The 18,700-nt window shown below is 51.7% G+C and carries 17 protein-coding genes and 1 tRNA gene; 7 read left to right on the plus strand and 11 right to left on the minus strand.

Translation table 11 applies throughout. The features are described from left to right. Positions 1-17 precede the first annotated feature (17 nt). The 3 genes from C9J03_RS01990 to C9J03_RS02000 all read left to right on the plus strand — a co-directional run bounded on the left by C9J03_RS01990 (position 18) and on the right by C9J03_RS02000 (position 3,451). Entirely contained in the window at positions 18-1,232 is a 1,215-nt protein-coding gene (locus C9J03_RS01990) for a pyridoxal phosphate-dependent aminotransferase (protein WP_039467679.1), read from the plus strand. A gap of 258 nt (positions 1,233-1,490) precedes the next feature. After that, positions 1,491-2,075, plus strand: a complete 585-nt coding sequence (yfbR, locus tag C9J03_RS01995; protein ID WP_039467675.1) for a 5'-deoxynucleotidase — start codon at positions 1,491-1,493, stop codon at positions 2,073-2,075. After that, entirely contained in the window at positions 2,075-3,451 is a 1,377-nt protein-coding gene (locus C9J03_RS02000) for an anti-phage deoxyguanosine triphosphatase (protein WP_044623900.1), read from the plus strand. Before yfbR ends, C9J03_RS02000 begins: the two co-directional genes overlap by 1 nt. 148 nt (positions 3,452-3,599) lie before the next feature. Here C9J03_RS02000 and C9J03_RS02005 read toward each other — a convergent pair whose 3' ends face one another. Further along, complete coding sequence (locus tag C9J03_RS02005; protein WP_044623901.1) at positions 3,600-4,220, minus strand: tRNA-uridine aminocarboxypropyltransferase; 621 nt, start codon at positions 4,218-4,220, stop codon at positions 3,600-3,602. Between the two features lie 10 nt (positions 4,221-4,230). Between C9J03_RS02005 and rrtA the strand changes: the two genes are divergently transcribed. Continuing rightward, positions 4,231-4,791, plus strand: a complete 561-nt coding sequence (gene rrtA / locus C9J03_RS02010) for a rhombosortase (RefSeq protein ID WP_231580683.1) — start codon at positions 4,231-4,233, stop codon at positions 4,789-4,791. A 100-nt stretch (positions 4,792-4,891) separates the two neighbouring features. Here rrtA and C9J03_RS02015 read toward each other — a convergent pair whose 3' ends face one another. The 7 genes from C9J03_RS02015 to tig all read right to left on the minus strand — a co-directional run bounded on the left by C9J03_RS02015 (position 4,892) and on the right by tig (position 13,937). Continuing rightward, positions 4,892-5,188, minus strand: coding sequence for a ComEA family DNA-binding protein (locus tag C9J03_RS02015; RefSeq protein ID WP_039467667.1), 297 nt, complete (start codon positions 5,186-5,188; stop codon positions 4,892-4,894). Between the two features lie 135 nt (positions 5,189-5,323). After that, the gene (gene ppiD / locus C9J03_RS02020; protein ID WP_044623902.1) at positions 5,324-7,213 is read right to left on the minus strand and encodes a peptidylprolyl isomerase; all 1,890 of its coding nucleotides are present in this window, start codon (positions 7,211-7,213) and stop codon (positions 5,324-5,326) included. A 259-nt stretch (positions 7,214-7,472) separates the two neighbouring features. Next, positions 7,473-7,745, minus strand: coding sequence for a nucleoid-associated protein HU-beta (gene hupB, locus C9J03_RS02025; protein ID WP_039467660.1), 273 nt, complete (start codon positions 7,743-7,745; stop codon positions 7,473-7,475). Positions 7,746-7,957: 212 nt separating this feature from the next. Further along, positions 7,958-10,330, minus strand: coding sequence for an endopeptidase La (gene lon, locus C9J03_RS02030; protein WP_044623903.1), 2,373 nt, complete (start codon positions 10,328-10,330; stop codon positions 7,958-7,960). 129 nt (positions 10,331-10,459) lie between these two features. Further along, positions 10,460-11,740, minus strand: coding sequence for an ATP-dependent protease ATP-binding subunit ClpX (gene clpX / locus C9J03_RS02035; protein ID WP_039467655.1), 1,281 nt, complete (start codon positions 11,738-11,740; stop codon positions 10,460-10,462). Positions 11,741-11,904: 164 nt separating this feature from the next. Next, positions 11,905-12,528, minus strand: a complete 624-nt coding sequence (gene clpP, locus C9J03_RS02040; protein ID WP_039467653.1) for an ATP-dependent Clp endopeptidase proteolytic subunit ClpP — start codon at positions 12,526-12,528, stop codon at positions 11,905-11,907. 107 nt (positions 12,529-12,635) lie between these two features. Continuing rightward, complete coding sequence (gene tig / locus C9J03_RS02045; RefSeq protein WP_039467649.1) at positions 12,636-13,937, minus strand: trigger factor; 1,302 nt, start codon at positions 13,935-13,937, stop codon at positions 12,636-12,638. 460 nt (positions 13,938-14,397) lie between these two features. Here tig and C9J03_RS02050 point away from each other — a divergent pair, with 460 nt between their 5' ends. Together C9J03_RS02050 and C9J03_RS26590 are read left to right on the plus strand one after the other, a co-directional pair. Next, positions 14,398-15,153, plus strand: a complete 756-nt coding sequence (locus C9J03_RS02050; protein ID WP_044623905.1) for an SDR family NAD(P)-dependent oxidoreductase — start codon at positions 14,398-14,400, stop codon at positions 15,151-15,153. Positions 15,154-15,300: 147 nt separating this feature from the next. Further along, the gene (locus C9J03_RS26590; RefSeq protein ID WP_162845539.1) at positions 15,301-15,465 is read left to right on the plus strand and encodes a hypothetical protein; all 165 of its coding nucleotides are present in this window, start codon (positions 15,301-15,303) and stop codon (positions 15,463-15,465) included. A 25-nt stretch (positions 15,466-15,490) separates the two neighbouring features. Here C9J03_RS26590 and C9J03_RS02060 read toward each other — a convergent pair. Beyond that, positions 15,491-15,567: transfer RNA gene (locus tag C9J03_RS02060), tRNA-Arg, on the minus strand. A 349-nt stretch (positions 15,568-15,916) separates the two neighbouring features. On the opposite strand from C9J03_RS02060, the gene folD reads away from it, so the two are divergent. Beyond that, on the plus strand, positions 15,917-16,777 hold the full coding sequence (gene folD, locus C9J03_RS02065; RefSeq protein WP_044623907.1) for a bifunctional methylenetetrahydrofolate dehydrogenase/methenyltetrahydrofolate cyclohydrolase FolD: 861 nt from the start codon (positions 15,917-15,919) through the stop codon (positions 16,775-16,777). Positions 16,778-16,941: 164 nt separating this feature from the next. Here folD and galU read toward each other — a convergent pair whose 3' ends face one another. Both galU and rfaH read right to left on the minus strand, forming a co-directional pair. Then, positions 16,942-17,847, minus strand: a complete 906-nt coding sequence (gene galU, locus C9J03_RS02070) for a UTP--glucose-1-phosphate uridylyltransferase GalU (protein WP_044623908.1) — start codon at positions 17,845-17,847, stop codon at positions 16,942-16,944. Between the two features lie 78 nt (positions 17,848-17,925). Further along, the gene (rfaH, locus tag C9J03_RS02075; RefSeq protein ID WP_039467630.1) at positions 17,926-18,423 is read right to left on the minus strand and encodes a transcription/translation regulatory transformer protein RfaH; all 498 of its coding nucleotides are present in this window, start codon (positions 18,421-18,423) and stop codon (positions 17,926-17,928) included. Positions 18,424-18,700: the final 277 nt, after the last annotated feature.

The raw sequence follows: 18,700 nt of genomic DNA on the forward strand, positions 1-18,700 counted from the left end.
ACAGGATACCACCAATAATGCAAAACATCGGGATGTCATCAAAACTCAATAATGTCTGTTACGACATTCGAGGTCCCGTTCTGAAACATGCCAAGCGCATGGAAGAGGAAGGGCACAAGATTCTCAAACTCAATATCGGCAACCCTGCTCCGTTCGGTTTTGATGCCCCTGATGAAATTTTGGTGGATGTGATCCGTAACCTGCCGACTTCTCAGGGTTACTGTGACTCCAAGGGCATTTACTCGGCCCGAAAAGCGGTCGTCCAGCATTACCAGAAACGCGGCATGCTCGACCTGGACGTGGAAGATGTCTACATCGGCAACGGTGTCTCCGAGCTGATCGTAATGGCGATGCAGGCACTGCTCAATAACAACGACGAAATGTTGGTGCCAGCCCCTGACTACCCGCTGTGGACAGCAGCCGTATCCCTGTCCGGCGGTAAGGCAGTGCACTATACCTGTGACGAGCAAGCCGACTGGTATCCGGATTTAGACGATATCCGCAGCAAAATTACGCCGAACACCCGCGGGATTGTGCTGATCAACCCGAACAACCCAACCGGTGCGGTTTACAGCCGTGACTTCCTGCTGGAAGTGGTGGAAATCGCCCGCCAGCACAAGCTAATTATTTTCGCCGACGAGATCTACGACAAGATCCTCTACGAAGGTGCGCAACATACCTCGATTGCCCCACTGGCCGAAGACGTCTTCTGCGTTACCTTCAACGGCCTGTCAAAGTCCTACCGGGTTTGTGGCTTCCGTGCCGGCTGGATGGTGCTTTCTGGCCCTAAGCACCTGGCGAAGAGTTATATCGAAGGATTGGAGATGCTCTCGTCGATGCGCCTGTGCGCCAACGTGCCGATGCAACATGCTATCCAGACGGCGCTGGGTGGCTACCAGAGTATCAATGAGCTGATCCTGCCGGGTGGCCGTTTGCTGGAGCAACGCGACCGGGCCTATGACTTATTGACCTCTATCCCGGGCGTATCCTGCGTCAAACCGAAAGGCGCGCTTTACCTGTTCCCGAAACTGGATCAGAAAAAATTCAACATCATTGATGACCAGCGCTTCGCACTGGACTTCCTCCAGCAGGAAAAAGTCTTGGTGGTACACGGCACCGGGTTTAACTGGAAGCAACCGGACCACTTCCGTATCGTCACCCTGCCGCGGGTTGATGACTTGGAAATGGCGATAGGCCGCTTGGAGCGATTCCTCCATAACTACCGCCAGTAACTTGGCTATTCAATAAATGATAAGGGCAGGATGCTAAAACCAACATCCTGCCCTTTTACTTAACAAATAACAGATTTTGGCGTTCTTTTACCTATAGCCCAGAGCCATTAGCCGCTCTTGCCACTTTTCCTCTGGCCGCTCTTGCCCCTAGCCTCTAGCCTGCTTCCCAACATTTTCTCGTTTGCTTAGCGGTAAATTCTGTTACCTTTAAAAGGTGATTGATTTTGTTACCTGTTCTGTCCGTCAAGAAGTACCGCTATGAAACAAAGCCATTTTTTTGCTCACCTTGCCCGAATGAAACTGATCCAGCGCTGGCCCTTGATGCGCAGTGTCGAGACCGAAAATATCTCGGAGCATAGTCTCCAGGTCGCTTTCGTTGCCCATGCCCTCGCCTTAATCAAAAACCGTAAGTTCGGCGGCAACACCAACCCCGAACGCATTGCGCTGCTTGCGATGTTTCACGACTGCAGTGAAGTGCTAACGGGGGATATGCCGACCCCTATCAAATACTACAACCCGGCAATCGCCGAGGAGTACAAGAAAATCGAACTCGCTGCCGAACAAAAACTGTTGTCGATGCTTCCCGAGGAGTTCCATGCTGATTACGCTCCGCTTCTCGACAGTCACAAGATAGACAAAGAAGACTATGCCATCGTCAAACAGGCCGACAGCCTGTGTGCCTACCTCAAGTGCCTGGAAGAGCTCAATGCCGGTAACCACGAGTTCACCTCGGCCAAAAACAACCTTGAGCAGACCCTGCACCAGCGCTCTACTCCGGAAATGCAGTACTTCCTCGCGACCTTCGTCGACAGTTTCAACCTAACCCTAGATGAGATCAGCTAATGGCCGATATCGCCCTCCCCCCACAGTTCAACCAGCAGTGGGAAGCCCGCAAAAGCAATGAGCAGAAGATGCGGCGCAACGATCATCGCTCGGCCTACCAACGCGACCGAGCCAGGATCCTCCACTCTGCGGCATTTCGTCGGCTGCAGGCCAAAACCCAAGTCCACGGTGCCGGGCACCATGACTTTTACCGTACCCGCCTAACCCACTCGCTGGAAGCTTCGCAGATTGGTACCGGGATTGTGGCCCAGCTAAAAATCAAGCAGCCCGAGTTCCGTGAACTCCTGCCTTCGAACAGCCTGATGGAAAGCCTGTGCCTGGCCCACGATATCGGCCATCCCCCTTTCGGCCACGGCGGCGAAGTTGCGCTGAACTACATGATGCGCGAGCACGGCGGGTTCGAGGGCAATGCCCAGACTTTCAGGATCGTCACCTTACTCGAGCCCTATACCGAACAGTTCGGCATGAACCTGTCGCGCCGTACCTTGCTCGGTCTGCTCAAATACCCGGCATTTATCAGCCATACCCGCGCCACAGAGCTGCCAGCCGATGTCCACCACTTCCGCCACCTCAAGGCCAAGGACTGGTACCCGGCCAAAGGCATTTACAATGACGACCACCCGACCTTCGACTGGGTATTGGCCCCGCTGTCCGAGCATGACCGCCAGCTGTTTGGCCAAATGCGCCATGCCCGCACCAAGCCAAGCGAGCACCTAAAAACCCGGTTCAAGTCCCTGGATTGCTCCATCATGGAGCTGGCCGATGATATTGCCTACGGTGTCCATGATCTGGAAGATGCGATTGTGATGGGGATTGTTACCCGCGAGCAGTGGCAGGAAGCCGTGGCCAGCAAGCTGGCAGATTGTGGCGAACCTTGGCTGGAAGAACGTATCGGTCAACTCAGCGGCCAGCTATTTGGCACCCACCATCAGCGCAAAGACGCAATCGGGGCCATGGTCAATGCCCTGCTAACCTCCATCCATATTGCCCCGACCATCCAAAATGGCATCGACAGCTTCGAGGAGCCGTTATTGCAGTGGAATGCCTATTTGTCTGAGCCGATGGAGCAGGTACTGGAGGTGCTCAAACAGTTCGTCAGTCTGTATGTGGTGCACAAACCGGACATCCAATTGCTGGAGTACAAGGGCCAGCAGCTGGTGATGGAACTGTTCGAAGCCTTTGCGTCGGACCCCGAACGCTTGCTGCCGGAAAATACCCGCGAGCGCTGGCGCCACAGCAGTGACCAAGGAGAGAATGCCCATCGCATCATCGCCGATTATATTTCCGGCATGACCGACGGCTTTGCCCAGCGGCTCTACAGCACCCTGTTCCACCCGACCACGGCCAGTGGCATCGGGTTTCAGGGGGGGGACTAAGACTCAGGCGAGAGGCGAGAGGCGAGAGGCAAGAGGCAAGAGGCAAGAGGCAAGAGGCGAGAAAAATTGTGTAAAGGCTTAACCTAATCAAGCTCTTGGCTATACGCTCTTCCCCCTAGCCTATTAGCCGCTTTTGCCTATGGCCAAGCTACTCGCCATAATTCCTCTCAAACACCCCTTCGGGCATTTGCTGGATCTGGAACTCGATCATCTGGTTGAATGCCTCGATCAGCGGAGCGAAGTTATCCCCCTCGCCCTCGAGGGCGGTGAGGGCAAGGTAGCCGGCCTCCACCGTCGAGACCCCCGCTGATTTTGGCGACTTACGGATCCGGTAGTTGCCCTGCTCGACATTGTCGAGGGCAACAGTCGGCAACTGCTGCAAGTTTGCTGACAACTGCCACATCTTGTAGGCTTTCTTCCAGGTGCCATCGAGCAGGATCAGAGTACGTTTCGTATCGACAGCTTGTTCATTACCGATATCAACCAGGCTTGATATCGGCAGAGCCCCCTCGCCCGGGTAGACCACCCAGGCCTGGCGATCCGGCTCGGCAAGCAACTGATTGATTTCACAATGTTCTGAAAAGTCTTCCCCGACCCAGAGTCTGGCATTGGGTAACGAGAGAGTCAGGATCCTTGCGGTACCAATTGCCCGCTTTACTTCTGACGGATGTTGTAAAATCCACAATTCAGTTTTAGCATCAAGCTGTTGGATCCACTGGCAGATACATGCCTTGGTGGCTTTTCCGCACCGTTCACAATATCGACTCATCGAGGTAGCCTTGTCTATTCGCATCTTTGTATTCATTCTCATCGGTATCATGGCTCTCGCCCAGCTCCCCGCCGCCCAACCGCTGCTGGCCTGGCAGCGTGCAGCCATCGAGCAAGGAGAGGTTTGGCGGCTTATCAGCGGCAACCTGACCCATACCAATTGGCCACACATGATAATGAACAGTCTCGGCTTGGCAATCATTACCTTTATTTTTCGCCGCTACCTCAGTGTCGAACGGCTTGCTTTGCTGATCCTCGCCGTCGCCGGTTTCATTGGCGTCACCCTGTGGCTGAGTCCTATGGCATGGTATGCGGGGCTCTCAGGCGTCCTTCACGGACTGTTCGCCTGGGGAGCAGTACAGGACATCAAAGCGAAGGACAAACTCGGTTGGGTATTGCTGGTGGGCGTCAGTGCCAAAGTGATAGCGGAGCAGATTTCCGGCGGCTCAGCCAGTTCGGCAGAGCTCATCGGAGCCAGAGTCGCCGTAGAAGCTCACCTAGCCGGTGTGTTGGGTGGCCTGCTCTTTGTTGCGGTAGAACATCTGAAAAAGTGGATTGCAATTGATAATTAGTTGCAACCTCGCTTTACCTTCAGCACACGCTGAAAACCGACAAATAAAGGAGAACAACTAACCTCTCTCCTTTTTGTAACTTACAACTGTTCAGGTACCGTTATTGAAGCTTGATCCGCTCGCGATTTTTCTCAACGGTGGATGTACCTATCCCCTTCACCTTGATCAAGTCTTCCGCCGACTCAAAAGGCCCATTCAGCTGGCGGTATTCAATAATGCTGGCGGCTTTATCCGGCCCGATACCCACCAATAACTTATCCAGCTCTTCGGCATTGGCATCATTGATATTGACGGTAATTTCGATGCCTTCATGGCTATCACCCGTGGCAGAGGCCGGGGCTGCCATCCCAAAAGCCAACCCCACGACTAGGGGCAGAGAGACAAGGACTCGCTTCATTACATTTCTCCTTTCTTAACAAGAATGAATAGAGTGATGAAGCAATTTGTTGCTGTATACAAGAAAGCCCTTTTACGGCTTAAAAAAACGACGGGCCGCACAATGGCGGCCCGTCTAGCAACGTATTAGTTACATTTAGTTCGTAGTTGTATCCAACACAGGGTAAGAGACCTTGGCTGCATTGCGCAGTACATCCAATGTCGCCATCACATCCTGCTGGGCATGCATCTGCTCAAGCTGCTGCACCATCTGCTGGTCAATGGCATCAGCATCAACATCGGCCTCAACCACTTTGTCCAATGCGATGATCAGCATATTACCAGCCATATCACGGGTAACACCATATACCGACGCACCAGACTCAGGCTTAGCAAGGCCAAACGCTACTTGAGCCACCAGACGATCCGCGCCCATGCGGTTAATCAACTCTGGCTCGGAGAAGCTCAGGCCTTCGTCGGCCAGCACAGCCGTGTTGCCGTCACGTAGGGCAGCAACCAGCTCATCAGCCTTGGCGTTAGCCGCTTCTTCGCCCTTCACGACAGACAGCTGCTGCTTCACTTTGGCAGACACTTCCTCAAATGGCAGCACGACTTCATCGCGAGAGTCATCAACACGTACGACAACAACATGCTCAGGGCCGATTTCGACAACATCTGAGTTCAGGCCGTCTTCGCGAACCTCTGGGCTAAACAGCGCCTGCAGGACAGCAGGATTTGCCAGTACGCCCGGCGCATCCGACTGAGAGATGAAATCCGTCGTTTGAACCGTTGCCTCTACGGCTTCCGCCGCATCCTCTAACGAATCAGGCATTTCGAACGCTTTTTCAGCGAGCTGAGTCTGAAGATCGTAGAAAGCTTCTGCTGCACGTTGCTCACGAAGCTCGGCAAGGATTTCATCACGAACGTCAGCGAACGCCTTGACCTGTGGCTCTTTGATATCATCCAACTTGATGATGTGGTAACCAAAGTCGGATTCAACCACTCCCGAGATCTCGCCTTTGCCCAGGGCAAAAGCCGCATCTTCAAAAGCAGGATCCATCACGCCGCGTTCAAACCAGTCAAGCTGACCGCCCTCTTTGCCGCTGAAGGTATCGTCAGAAGACGTTTTGGCCAGCTCAGCAAAATCAGCGCCGTTGTTCAGCTCGTCAAGCAGGTTTTCGGCTTTGGTTTTGGCCTCGCTGCCTTTGCCTTGAACCAAAATATGGCTTGCCTGACGCTTCTCGGCAGTACCGTATTTGCTCTGGTTCTCGTCGTAGTAAGCTTTCGCATCGGCTTCAGACACATTCAGGGTCTGCTTCAGGTTAGCCCCCGACAGCTCGATGTAAGCCGCTTTCACTTGGTCTGGACGGGTGAATTGCTGTGGGTTCTGCTCGTAGTAAGCCAGCGCTTCTTCGTCTGTGACCTCGGCCTTTTGGGTAAATTCAGCCACATCCAGGGTCAGGGTGCGGATTTCACGCTCCTGACGCTCCAGCTTGATCAATGCCGTGACTTCGTTGCCTAGCGCAAAGTCACTGCCCTGGATAGCCAACAACAGCTGCTGGCGCAGCATATCGGTACGCATAGACTCGGCAAACATGTCTGGAGTGAGACCTGAACGGCGAAGCAGTGCGTTGTACTGCTCGTTATCAAATGCCCCGTTACGCTGGAATTCTGGCATCGACACAATCGCCTGACGCACCTGCTGATCACTGATGCGCAGACCAAGCTCGTTGGCGCGCTGCTCAATAAGCAAATCATTGACCATACGGTCTAGCACGCTACGGCGGAACTGCTGCACATACGCAGGGTCACCCATCAGGGTCGAGAAGTAATCGCCCAGTTGCGCCTGCATGCGGTTACGTTCGTTCTGGTAAGCCATTTCGAATTCACGCTGGCTAATTTCACGGTCGTCCACTTTCGCCGCAACTTGGTTACCGCCACCAGCCAGGTAGCTACCTACCCCTGCAAAAACAAAAGAAAGAATGATCAAGCCAAGGATAATCTTGACCCAAATGCTGCTTGCGCCTTCGCGCATACGCTCCATCATAATTTGCCGTATCTCCTACCTATTCGATTTGGCATGGTAATACCAACCTGTGATAAGCCTAATATAGACCCTTCGAAATCACAGCTTACCGGTATTGATATTAGTGAAGAATGCTAACAGGCGAAGACCTGAAAAATTCACACTTTTCCAAAGTAAAAAAAGCGCACCAACAGGATGCGCCCTTTATCATGCCAGATTGCCCATTAAGACAACCTGAATGCTCGTTTGTTCAAACAAACTGGCGGGCAGTGCCCTTCGCTTAGTTTACAGAATCTTTAAGCGCTTTACCTGCTTTAAAGCCAGGTACTTTAGCCGCTGCAATCTGAATCTCTTCACCAGTCTGTGGGTTACGACCGGTACGCGCTGCACGCTCGCGTACAGAGAAAGTACCGAAGCCAACAAGCGCTACCTGATCACCTTCTTTTAGGCTCTCAGACACGGCGTCAATGAATGCATCCAGTGCACGACCCGCAGACGCTTTAGAGATATCTGCATTTTCAGCGATTTTATCAACTAGTTGAGTTTTGTTCACGATCTATCCCCTCTATGAACCTTATCCGCTTGGAGCCTTCATGGCAAAAATTACAACACGGACAAAAAGAATTAATTTCAGTATATCAACACCGAACCCAAGTTCACGTGTAGACGTTGATTTTATTGAGCTAACGGCAAATTAGGACTCACTTATAGCCACACAAAAAAACGCTGACAAGGTTTTTATCCCCGAAAGCGTCTTTTCATATCTTAACTTTGCTGCACGTCACTATTTTGGGCGTTCACCAGCTCGATACCGGTTGGATTATTCTGCAGTGCAACGGTCAGCACTTCATCAATCCAACGTACCGGTCTTACTTCCAAATCGGCAATCACGTTATCTGGGATCTCCTCCAGATCGCGCTCATTTTCCTTCGGAATAAGCACCGTTTTGATACCGCCGCGGTGAGCTGCAAGTAATTTTTCTTTCAGGCCACCGATAGGCAGCACTTCGCCACGCAGCGTGATTTCACCCGTCATGGCGACATCACCGCGTACCGGGTTTCCGGTCAGGCTAGAAACCAGTGCGGTACACATGGCGATACCCGCACTTGGGCCGTCCTTCGGCGTGGCACCTTCAGGAACGTGAACATGGATATCACGCTTCTCGTAGAAGTCAGGAGCAACCCCCAAACGCTCGGCACGGGTACGGACAACCGTCATCGCCGCCTGAATCGATTCCTGCATCACATCCCCGAGCGAACCGGTATATGTCAGCTTGCCTTTACCCGGCATCGACTCGGTCTCGATGGTCAGCAGATCACCACCAACTTCGGTCCATGCAAGGCCGGTAACCTGACCGATACGATTGTTCTCTTCCGCCTTACCGTAGTCAAAGCGCTGAACCCCCAGGTACTGTTTCAGGTTGTCCTGAGTGATAACCACTTTCTTGGTCTCTGGGTTGAGCAGGATTTCTTTCACTGCCTTGCGGCACAGCTTGGAGACTTCACGCTCTAGGCTACGTACGCCCGCCTCGCGGGTGTAGTAGCGGATAATCCCGATCAGCGCCGAGTCATCAACATCGATCTCGTTAGGCTTGAGGCCATTGCGCTTGATTTGCTTCTCTAGCAGGTGACGCTTGGCAATGTTGAGCTTCTCGTCTTCGGTGTAACCAGACAGACGGATCACTTCCATACGGTCAAGTAGCGGCCCTGGGATGTTCATTGAGTTCGACGTCGCGACAAACATCACATCAGACAGATCGTAGTCCACCTCGAGGTAGTGATCGTTGAAGGCATTGTTCTGCTCCGGATCCAGCACTTCCAATAGTGCCGAAGCCGGGTCGCCACGCATATCCGATGACATCTTGTCGATTTCATCGAGCAGGAACAGCGGGTTCTTCACTTCAACCTTGGACATTTTCTGGATCAGTTTGCCCGGCATCGAGCCGATATAGGTACGGCGGTGACCACGGATTTCCGCTTCGTCACGCACCCCACCCAACGCCATGCGAACGTATTTACGGCCAGTAGCAGCTGCAATTGACTGGCCCAGGGAGGTCTTACCTACACCAGGAGGACCCACCAGACACAGGATAGGGCCTTTAAGTTTATTGATTCGGCTCTGTACCGCCAAGTACTCAAGGATGCGCTCCTTGACACGCTCAAGGCCATAGTGGTCGGCATTGAGCACTTCTTCGGCCTTGGCCAGGTTCTTCTTGACCTTAGAGCGCTTGTGCCATGGCACACTCAGCATCCAATCGATATAGCCGCGCACCACCGTTGCCTCAGCGGACATCGGTGACATCATCTTGAGCTTCTGCAGTTCTTGCTCTGTCTTGTCACGCGCCTCTTTCGGCATCTTCGACTCTTCGATCTTCATCTTCAAAGACTCGAACTCATCCGGCGCATCATCCAGCTCACCCAGCTCTTTCTGGATCGCCTTCATCTGCTCGTTGAGGTAGTACTCGCGCTGGCTCTTTTCCATCTGCTTCTTGACGCGGCCACGGATGCGTTTTTCCACCTGCAGCAAGTCAATTTCAGACTCCATCATTGCCATCAAGAACTCAAGGCGTTCGACAACATCGATGATTTCCAGCACTTTCTGCTTATCCGCCAGCTTCAGCGGCATATGGGCAGCAATGGTATCAGCCAGGCGCGCGGCCTCATCAATACCGTTGAGAGACGTCAAGACTTCCGGCGGGATCTTCTTGTTGAGCTTGATAAAACCTTCGAACTGATTGATCGCCGTGCGAACCAGGACTTCCTGCTCACGCTCGTCCATCTCCTCAGTGACCAGGAACTCAGCTTCGGCCGTGAAGAACTCATCGTCGCGCAGGTTTTCGACCTTAGCACGCTGCTGGCCTTCCACCAGGACCTTAACCGTACCGTCTGGTAGCTTGAGCAGCTGAAGAATTGTCGCCACCGTACCGACATCGTACAGATCGGAAATTGAAGGCTCGTCGGTCGCCGCTTCTTTCTGGGCCACCAACAAAATTTGTTTGTTATCATCCATCGCCGCTTCAAGGCAGCGAATAGATTTATCCCGGCCTACAAACAATGGAATGACCATATGCGGGTAGACCACCACATCTCGCAGTGGCAGAACGGGGATCTCAAGGCGTTCCGAACGCTCCAGGTTCATATTTTTCTCTCTTCCGTTCACTCTTATTACTGAGTATATGGGGGCATGGGCACAAGATTCAACGGGATATGTATCAGAAAATAAAAAAGGAGGCGATAGCCTCCTTTTTTTGACCGTACTGGGCAGATTTTACTCAGCGCCTGCAGCTTGGCTTTCGGTGTTCTCATAAATCAGCAGAGGCTCAGATTCGCCTTTAATCACTGATTCATCAATCACAACCTTGCTCACGCCTTCTGCTGAAGGTAGCTCGTACATGGTATCAAGCAGAACCGCTTCAACGATAGAGCGCAAACCACGCGCGCCGGTCTTGCGTTCCATTGCCTTGCGGGCAATCGCAACCAAGGCGTCGTCACGGAATTCAAGCTCGACGTTTTCCAGCTCAAGAAGTGCCGCGTACTGTTTTGTCAGCGCATTCTTCGGCTCACGCAAGATCTGAACCAGTGCATCTTCGTCCAGCTCGTTGAGAATCGCGGTCACCGGAAGACGACCAATGAATTCTGGGATCAGGCCGTATTTCACCAGATCTTCAGGCTCAACCTGCTCGAACAAGTCACTCAACGTACGCGACTGATCTTTAGAGCGGACATCCGCACCAAAGCCGATCCCCGTACCGGTAGCAACACGCTGATCAACCACCTTGTCCAAACCGGCAAACGCACCGCCACAGATGAACAGGATTTTTGACGTATCCACTTGCAGGAATTCCTGCTGAGGGTGCTTACGACCACCTTGTGGTGGTACCGACGCTACCGTACCTTCAATCAGCTTCAACAATGCTTGCTGAACACCTTCACCCGAGACATCTCGGGTAATTGATGGGTTGTCTGACTTACGGGAGATCTTGTCGATCTCATCGATGTACACAATGCCGCGCTCGGCCTTGGCTACATCGTAATCACATTTCTGCAGCAGCTTCTGGATGATGTTCTCAACATCCTCCCCCACGTAACCGGCTTCGGTCAGTGTGGTGGCATCCGCCATGGTGAACGGTACATCCAGCATACGTGCTAATGTTTCTGCCAGTAGCGTTTTACCGCTACCTGTCGGGCCGATCAACAGGATGTTACTCTTGCCCAACTCAACACCGTCACTATTGGTATCGCCGTTGCGAAGACGCTTGTAGTGGTTGTAAACCGCTACCGCGAGTACTTTCTTCGCATGAGACTGACCAATAACGTATTCATCCAGGTTTGCACGAATTTCCTGTGGTGTCGGAAGTTCATTGCCATCACGCTTAGGCATTACTTCTTTGATTTCTTCACGAATGATGTCGTTGCACAGGTCAACACATTCATCGCAAATATACACAGAAGGGCCTGCAATCAGCTTGCGAACTTCATGCTGACTTTTGCCGCAGAAAGAGCAGTACAGCAGTTTTCCACTACCACTCTCTTTTCGCTTATCTGTCATTCGCTAACCTCTTTTCGGGTCTTACCCCATCATTGCCTTTGTTTTGAGTGTATAACAACTCAAGTCTTTTTGCTCCGTGCAAGCCGCTAAGTCGCTGCACGGAAGCCAAAAAAACCTAGGGTCTATTTATCTTTCGCGGTAAATACTCGAAAGGTTAACAGGCCCTAATCGCGGTGACTCAAAACTGCGTCGACCAAGCCGTATTCTACAGCCTGTTCTGCCGACATAAAGTTATCACGATCCGTATCGCGCTCAACCACTTCCAGTGGCTGGCCGGTGTGCTCTGCAAGCAAACCGTTCAAGCGCTGTTTGATCGTTAGGATTTCCTGAGCATGGATCTGGATATCAGAAGCCTGGCCCTGGAAGCCACCCAGCGGCTGGTGAATCATCACGCGCGAGTTCGGTAAGCAGTAGCGCTTACCTTTGGCACCGCCTGCCAGCAGGAAAGCACCCATAGAGCACGCCTGACCCATACACACAGTACTGACGTTCGGCTTGATGAACTGCATGGTGTCGTAAATTGACATACCTGCGGTCACCGATCCGCCCGGTGAGTTGATGTACAGGAAAATATCCTTGTCTGGGTTTTCAGATTCAAGGAACAGAAGCTGCGCAACGACTAGGTTGGCCATATGATCCTCAACCTGACCAGTCAGGAAGATCACACGCTCTTTCAATAGTCGGGAATAGATGTCGTAGGAACGTTCACCACGAGAAGTCTGCTCGACCACCATAGGAACCAGCGCATCCAAAATCGGCGACATGGCGTTTTTTTCTTGGTAGCTCATAACGTTATTTCCCTAAAATAAATGGCCCGAATGAAATTACTCTCACACGGACCATTGTTAGCAGAAGATTTGAAGTAAAGTCAAATCCCTACAGTAATTTCAGCAAATTATGCAGCAGGCTGGTTCATTAGCTCGTTGAAGCTAACTTCTTTCTCAGAAACCTGAGCTTTAGCCAGTAGCGCATCGATCGCTTGCTCTTCTAGAGCAACGTTGCGCATGTTGTTCATCATCTGCTCGTTCTTCTCGTAGTAAGCAACAACTTCTGTTGGATCTTCGTACGCAGAAGCCATTTCAGCGATGATCGCTTTAACGCGCTCTTCATCAGCTTTTAGCTCTTCAGACTTGATCACTTCACCTAGAAGTAGGCCAACAACTACGCGACGCTTAGCTTGCTCTTCGAATAGCTCACGTGGAAGCTCAGGAGCGTTAGCCGCATCACCGCCGAAGCGCTGAGTTGCCTGCTGGCGTAGAACGTTGATTTCCTGGTCGATAAGTGCAGCAGGAACAGTGATGTCGTTCTGCTCAACTAGGCCGTTTAGAACCTGATCTTTGATGCGGTTCTTAACAGCTTGCTTCAGCTCGCGCTCCATGTTCTTACGAACTTCAGCTTTCAGGCCTTCTACAGAACCGTCTTCAACACCGAACTTAGCTACGAACTCTTCAGTAAGCTCTGGCAGTTCCTGAGCTTCAACTTTGTGTAGTTTGATAGCGAAAGTTGCTGCTTTACCTTTTAGGTTTTCAGCGTGGTAATCTTCTGGGAAAGTCACTTCTAGAGAGAACTCTTCGCCTGCTTTCTTACCCACGATACCGTCTTCGAAACCTGGGATCATGCGGCCCTGGCCCATTGCAAGCGCGAAGCCTTCAGCTTTACCGCCTTCGAACTCTTCACCGTCGATAGAACCCGTGAAGTCGATAGTTACGCGGCTGTCAGCAACGGCAGCTTCTTCAACTTCGCTCCAAGTCGCCTGCTGCTTGCGAAGCGTTTCTAGCATAGTGTCAACGTCTTCGTCTTTCACTTCTACTGCTGGCTTCTCAACAGTGATGTTTTCAAGGCCTGCTAGCTCGATCTCTGGGAAGATTTCGAAAGACGCTTTGAATACTAGATCTTTACCTTCAGCGATTTCAACTGGAGTGAACGTTGGTGCGCCAGCTGGGTTAATTTTCTCTTTAACGATCGCTTCGATGTAGTGACGCTGCATCACTTCACCTAGGATGTCCTGACGAACAGACGCGCCGAACATACGAGCAACCATTTTGATCGGTGCTTTACCTGGACGGAAACCATCGAAACGACGATTCTTAGCAATTTTCTTCAGCTCAGCGGTTACAGCGTCTTCGATGTTTGCAGCTGGAACTGTGATAGTTAGATGGCGTTCTAGACCTTCAGTGGTTTCAACGGTAACTTGCATTTTATTTAACCTCAAAACTTACTCAGTGCTACCTGAGTGGTGTTGCCGATCAGTCGTACTGACGGTGGCATCCTTTTCGTGTTATGGCTGGCAACCACACCAAAACCATAACGCCTTAATTCTGATAGTTCCTGCTTTCGCGGGCTTGAACTCACCCGGCCAGGGACTAAAAACGCGGTATTATAGCGATCCTCAGCCCCGTCGTCGAGACAGAGCGGCCGCACCGCAATCAAACCTTTCACACAAGATAGGGGCAAAAATTCCATTTACAAGGGAAAAGCCCAAAAAAATCGGTTCCTTTTACGTTTTTTTGACCGTAGGCGTTTTTAACTGCCTCTTTTACCGCCTAAATGCCGAATTTTTACCGCAATCCCCTCCCCCATCGCTAGCAGGAAAATAACCATGATCCCTCGTGCATATCGGTACGTACTCTTTTAGGTGATGTCACGGGGAAATCTGGATGACAGTGGAAAAAAAGAAAGTTTGGGTTGTCGGGGCTAACGGCGGGCTGGGGTTAGCCCTGTGCCAGCATCTTGTGGCGCAAGGCCACCAAGTCACTGCCCTCTCCCGCAGTCCGTCCACGGCCCTGCAGCAGCTGCAAGGCCGTCATAGCGGCCAAATGGCGACCGTCGTGGGAGATATTTGCCAGCCAGGATCGCAAGCCATCCCGCAACTATCAGCCCTCTTCGCCCGCTGCGGCCTCCCGGACTGGACACTCAATGCATCAGGGTTGCTGCATGCTGCAGGCGCTGACAAAATGCCGGAGAAGCGCCTATCCCAACTGACCCCGTCGTTCCTTGCCGCGAACATCCAAGCCAATACCTACACCAGCATTGCTATTGCGCAGTTTCTCGACCCACTTTACACCCGCGAGGATCCATTTCGCCTGGTGTGCCTGTCCGCCATGGTCGGCTCGATCGGCGATAACCGTGCCGGCGGGTGGTACAGCTACAGAATGAGCAAGGCCGCGCTCAATATGTTTGTCAAAACCCTCAGCATCGAGTGGCAAAGGCGCTACCCCTTCGCCTGCGTGGCAGCGATACATCCCGGGACCACGGACACACCGCTCTCCGCCCCCTTCCAGCACAGCATTAGCCGAGAAAAACTCTACTCGCCAGCGCTCTCTGCCCAGCGGATCTGCCATGTTTTATCAGCCCTCACCCCTACCGACAGCGGCAATTTCTTCCATTGGGATGGAACGATTCTGCCGTGGTAAGCAGGTTGGGATCAAAAACAAGCTAAAAGATTCTAAATAGACGACGGATTGCACAAATTTCAACCACTCACACCTATATGATATTTGTTTTATATTCCCCAAGAGCATGCAGTGACAATCAGGCTGCACAAGATAAAGGACAAGACGATGAAAAGGAACAAGGCAACCGTGATCGCCTCATGGCAACCTGCCAACGAACGTGAGCAACAAGCATTGAGACAGTTTCTGATGGGTGAAATTGCTGGATGCAGTAAACAACATCAAGGCGGCACAGGAAAAACCGGGATGGATACGGGACGGTTGATTCGTTAGCTATAAGATACATAGAGAAGGGAAATGGCGCGCCCTGCAGGATTCGAACCTGCGACCACATGCTTAGAAGGCACGTGCTCTATCCAACTGAGCTAAGGGCGCATCATTAGGCGTAACGCTGAAGTTACCGGACGAATTATACGTCCCCACTCATTCACGTCAACGCCTTTTCCCCTATTTTACTTGCATTTGCGTTTAAGTGTTTAAACATAGACCAAATTGGGCAATAACAGGCTAGAGGCTAAACGCGCTAACAATAACCACACTAAAACAGCAACTATTACCAAAACGTAAACAAAACCAGCGCGCAAACGTTTGCGATGTGGATCTTCTTAACATTCTCTGCGACAATACAACAATTCAGTAGCCTGATAATACTCACCCGTGGGTACATTCAAACCACCAAGCTACTTCATTACCTGTTCAGTTACTTTCAGTCCAAGGGATAAACATGGCCGCTCAAATCATTGATGGGAAACTCATTTCGCAAACAGTTCGTCAAGAAGTTGCTGCCCGAGTCAAGGCTCGTGTCGATGCCGGCCTTCGTGCGCCGGGATTAGCCGTTGTCTTGGTCGGCCAAGACCCTGCCTCGCAAATCTATGTCGGCAGCAAGCGCAAGGCCTGTGATGAAGTCGGCTTCGTATCTAAGTCCTTTGACTTACCGGCCACAACCACCGAAACAGAATTACTCGCCCTTATCGACGAGCTCAATAGCGATAACGATATAGATGGTATCTTGGTCCAGCTCCCCCTTCCCGCAGGGATCGACAGCACCAAGGTGCTTGAGCACATTGACCCAGAAAAAGACGTCGATGGCTTCCACCCATACAATGTTGGCCGCCTCTGCCAACGCATTCCCAAGCTGCGCTCCTGTACTCCCAAAGGCATCTTTACTTTGCTTGAGCGCTACAACATCGCGCTTCGCGGCAAGCATGCCGTGATTGTTGGCGCCTCCAATATTGTCGGCCGCCCAATGACCCTGGAACTCTTATTGGCAGGCGCCACCACCACTACCTGCCACCGATTCACCCAAGATTTGGAAAGCCATGTGCGCCAGGCCGACATTCTTGTGGTTGCCGTAGGCAAGCCGAACTTCATCCCCGGCGAATGGGTCAAACCAGGGGCAACGGTTATCGATGTAGGCATCAACCGCTTGGACAGCGGCAAGCTTGTTGGGGATGTGGAATACGATATCGCCCGCGAGCGCGCCCGCCATATCACCCCGGTGCCAGGCGGAGTTGGACCAATGACCGTCGCCACCTTGATCGAGAATACCCTGCATGCATGCGAGCAGTATCACGCGGAGAAGTGATTAAAACGGTTCTGTGGTTCTGTAATAATTTTTAATAATCAATAAAAAAGCGAGAGTATTTTTACTCTCGCTTTTGCTTCTGAGCCTAGAAGCTGCACTATAACGCGATCTTCAGTATTAAGTACCCCATTTAACCTTAGGGCCTCAGAACCATAGTACCGCTCTTAATTCTTCACCATCTCTTTGAGGTAAGCCGTAAACTCTTCACCCAGTGACTCGTGGCGCATACCGTATTCGACAAATGCCTGCATATAGCCCAGCTTGCTACCGCAATCGTGGCTCTTGCCTGACATATGGAACGCATTCACCTGCTGATCTACCATCAGCATATCAATGGCATCGGTCAGCTGAATTTCATCGCCCGCACCGACCGGCGTACGTGCCAGTAGTGCCCAGATCTCCGCCGGCAGGACATAGCGTCCCACAATGGCCAAGTTAGATGGCGCTTCTTCTCGGGCTGGCTTTTCCACCACCTTGGTCATTGCCGCAGTTTGACCCGGCTTTAGCTCAGCGCCGCTAATATCAGCCACCCCGTAGCTCGACACTTCGGACATCGGCACTGGCTCGACCATTACCTGGCTGATCTGGGTATCGTTAAACGCCTTCACCATCGCCGCCATGTTCTCACGGCGCAGATCACTGGCAGCATCGTCCAAAATCACGTCCGGCAGTACCACGGCAAAAGGCTCATCGCCTACCAGAGGGTGGGCACACAATACCGCATGGCCCAACCCTTTTGCCTGCCCCTGGCGCACATGCATGATGGTGACATCTCTCGGGCAAATGTTTTGCACTTCATCAAGCAGCTGGCGCTTAACACGTTTTTCCAGCGTCGCTTCCAGCTCGAATGAGGTATCGAAGTGGTTCTCAATCGAGTTCTTCGATGAGTGGGTCACCAACACAATCTCTTTGATACCAGCCGCAACACATTCGTTAACCACATATTGAATCAACGGCTTGTCGACGATAGGCAGCATCTCTTTGGGGATCGCCTTGGTCGCTGGAAGCATGCGCGTACCCAAGCCAGCAACCGGGATCACAGCCTTGCGTACAGGGGAAGATGTAGACATATTTTGTTCCATTTAAAATAATTCAAACCACTATAACAAACTCATTGCAAGCGAATCCAACACTGCAATAAGAAGGGGTCACTTTTTCACCAGGTCTTCATTCTGGACGCTGACTTTGACGGGCTTACCCAACAAATTGATCAACATAAACGACCGTTTCTCGCCATCCGGCTCTTGGTAGATGGCCTCGATCCCCTTGAACTGTCCCTGAGTCAGCTTCAGTGTTTCACCAGGTTTCGGCAGATCTGACAACTTTGACTGCTGCTCCTCGGAGTCTTCATTGATCATCAAGCTATAGATGAGATCCGGATTGACAGTCTGCGGCCGGGCTCCTTGGCGGATGAAATCAGCCACACCACGAGTCGACCGTACCGTGGTATAACTGATGCTTTCCGGATCAAAGTAGACAAACATATAACTCGGAAACAGAGGCTCAAATGCTGTCACCCGCTTGCCACGAACTATTTTCTCCACCGTCACCTGCGGGTAGTAACACTCAACCCCTTGACGATCAAGATTGATCACCGCTCGCTCTTGTTCACTGCGCTTGCAATATAGTAGGTACCAATCTTTCATAGCAATCTCAGTCAGTTAATCCTCTCGCATGAATTAATTATACCTAAGCCACCCTTAGCGACAATGTTTTGCCGCTGCTCACGGCCAATCGTCACCCGTTTGTCACCCAACCACCCGACCCTGGCAAAATGTAACAATCATTAACAGCAGCCAGCAACAAAAAACAATTCCACAAATAAGTCAAAACTCAGCATTAAACACCATATTTTTAGTTTTATTTAGAATTTGATTTAGCCCTCTTCTTGGAAATCTGAAATTTCAATTTTGAGCAAATAGC

This window comes from Photobacterium gaetbulicola (assembly GCF_003025515.1).
GTDB classification, from domain to species: domain Bacteria; phylum Pseudomonadota; class Gammaproteobacteria; order Enterobacterales; family Vibrionaceae; genus Photobacterium; species Photobacterium gaetbulicola.